The sequence below is a fragment of the Sandarakinorhabdus oryzae genome, assembly GCF_009733735.1.
In the GTDB taxonomy this organism is placed as follows: domain Bacteria; phylum Pseudomonadota; class Alphaproteobacteria; order Sphingomonadales; family Sphingomonadaceae; genus Sandarakinorhabdus; species Sandarakinorhabdus oryzae.
In genome coordinates this window covers 1-1640 of sequence record NZ_WNJP01000304.1, presented here as the reverse complement: position 1 = coordinate 1640, position 1640 = coordinate 1, and the positions used below count along the sequence as shown (strand labels likewise).

At 71.9% G+C, this 1640-nt stretch carries 3 protein-coding genes; 2 read left to right on the top strand and 1 reads right to left on the bottom strand.

Annotation, left to right across the window (positions count from 1 at the left end; all coding sequences use genetic code 11):
- Both tagH and GJ693_RS15845 read left to right on the top strand, forming a co-directional pair.
- Positions 1–854: type VI secretion system-associated FHA domain protein TagH (tagH, locus tag GJ693_RS15850; RefSeq protein ID WP_156257196.1), on the top strand; the 854-nt coding region annotated here is incomplete at its 5' end.
- A gap of 5 nt (positions 855–859) precedes the next feature.
- A complete protein-coding gene (locus GJ693_RS15845) occupies positions 860–1150 on the top strand; it encodes a PAAR domain-containing protein (RefSeq protein ID WP_156257195.1) in 291 nt (96 codons plus the stop codon).
- Here GJ693_RS15845 and GJ693_RS17195 read toward each other — a convergent pair.
- Positions 1147–1640, bottom strand: a 494-nt coding sequence (locus GJ693_RS17195; RefSeq protein WP_197042285.1) for a hypothetical protein, incomplete at its 5' end; no start/stop codon positions are given. The genes GJ693_RS15845 and GJ693_RS17195 overlap by 4 nt on opposite strands.

The following is a 1640-nucleotide window of genomic DNA, read 5'->3' as shown; positions in this document are numbered from 1 at the left end:
CGGCCGCCAGCCCGTTCGGGCTTGGCGCGGCGCCGGCGACGCCGGCAGCCGGTGATCCCTTTGGCGTGTCCGGCGCGGCACCGGCCAGCGATCCGTTCGGCGCCACGGCACCAGTGACGGCACCAGCGGCACCGGCGGCCGACAATCCCTGGGCCAAGCTGCACGCGTTCGACACGATCGATTTCGCCACCGCCGCCGAAACTCCGGCCACCGCCCCGCCACCCGCGGCCACCACAGCGGCACCAATGGCCACCCCCGCCGCCGCCCCGGCCAGCGATGATGACGCTTATGCCCGCTTTCTCGCCGCCGCCGGGTTGACGCCGCGCGATGTCGAAGGCCTGCCGCCGGCCCAGGTGATGGAGGCCGCCGGCCGCCTGCTGCGCCAGGCCACCGATGGCCTGATCCGCCTGCTCGACGCGCGCACCCGCGTGCGCCACCAGTTCGGGGTCGGCGCGCAGGTCACGCGCTTCCAGGCCCAGGGCAACAACCCGCTGAAATGGACGCGCGTGCCCGAACAGGCGCTGCGCCAATTGGTCGGGGAGCCTGACAAGGGCTTCCTGCCCGGCGCCCAGGCCGTGCAAGGCGCCTTCGAGGATCTGCAGGCCCACGAAGTCGCCACGTTGGCCGCCATGCAGGATGCGCTGTCGGCCACGGTGCAGCGCTTTTCGCCCGATGCCATCAAGGCGCGCGGCCAGGCCAAGGGCGGCATCCTGCCCGGCGCCAAGGAAGCCGCGCTGTGGCGCAGCTTCGAAACCGAATATCGCGCGCTGGCCGCTGAAAGCGACGCCGCCTATCTTGATCTGTTCGCCCGCCACTTCCGCGCCGCCTATGAGCGCGCGGTGAAGAAGGACTGACGCGTATGCCTGGTCCCCCTGCCGCCCGCATCACCGACATGCACGTGTGCCCGATGGTCACCGGCGTGGTGCCGCATGTTGGCGGGCCCATCGCACTGGGCTGTTTTACCGTGCTCACCGGCATGCTGCCGCAGGCGCGGGTGGGGGACATGGCAATCTGCGTCGGCCCGCCCGACACCATCGCGCTCGGCAGCTTCACGGTGATCGTGGGCGGCATGCCGGCCGCGCGCATCGGTGACATGACGGCCCACGGCGGCGCCATCGTGCTCGGCTGCTTCACCGTCCTCGTCGGTTAGCGAACCTCGATCCAGCCGCTGGTCAGCTGGCAGGCGCGGTTGCCGCAGGCCGACGCCATGCCGCCGCCAGCGCCCTGCGCAGTCGCTGCCGGCAAGGTGGACGGCGCCGCCACCAGCACCAGCAGATAGCGGGCCGGCTTGGCTTCGAATGGGATCGCCGACACGTCGATGCCGGCTTCCTGCAGATCGCCGGAGACCACGCGATCGGCATCGCTGGTGGCGCGATCGTCAATGGAAGCGAGCATCACCCGCCCCGCCGGCCGTCCGGTCACCTGCATGTCGAGCGCGATGGTGCCATCGGCGGCCTTGGGCAGGCTGGCGAGTGAAAGGCGCTGAATGCCCGGCACGTGGAAATTGCTGTCCGGGCTCGCCGCGGCCGCCGCACGCAGGGAATCGACCACCCGGCAGGTGCCGGCGGCCGGCGCGGCCACCGTGGCGACACCGCTGCCATCCAGTTGCCAGCCGCCGGCACTCGCCGGCAGCGGTGAGC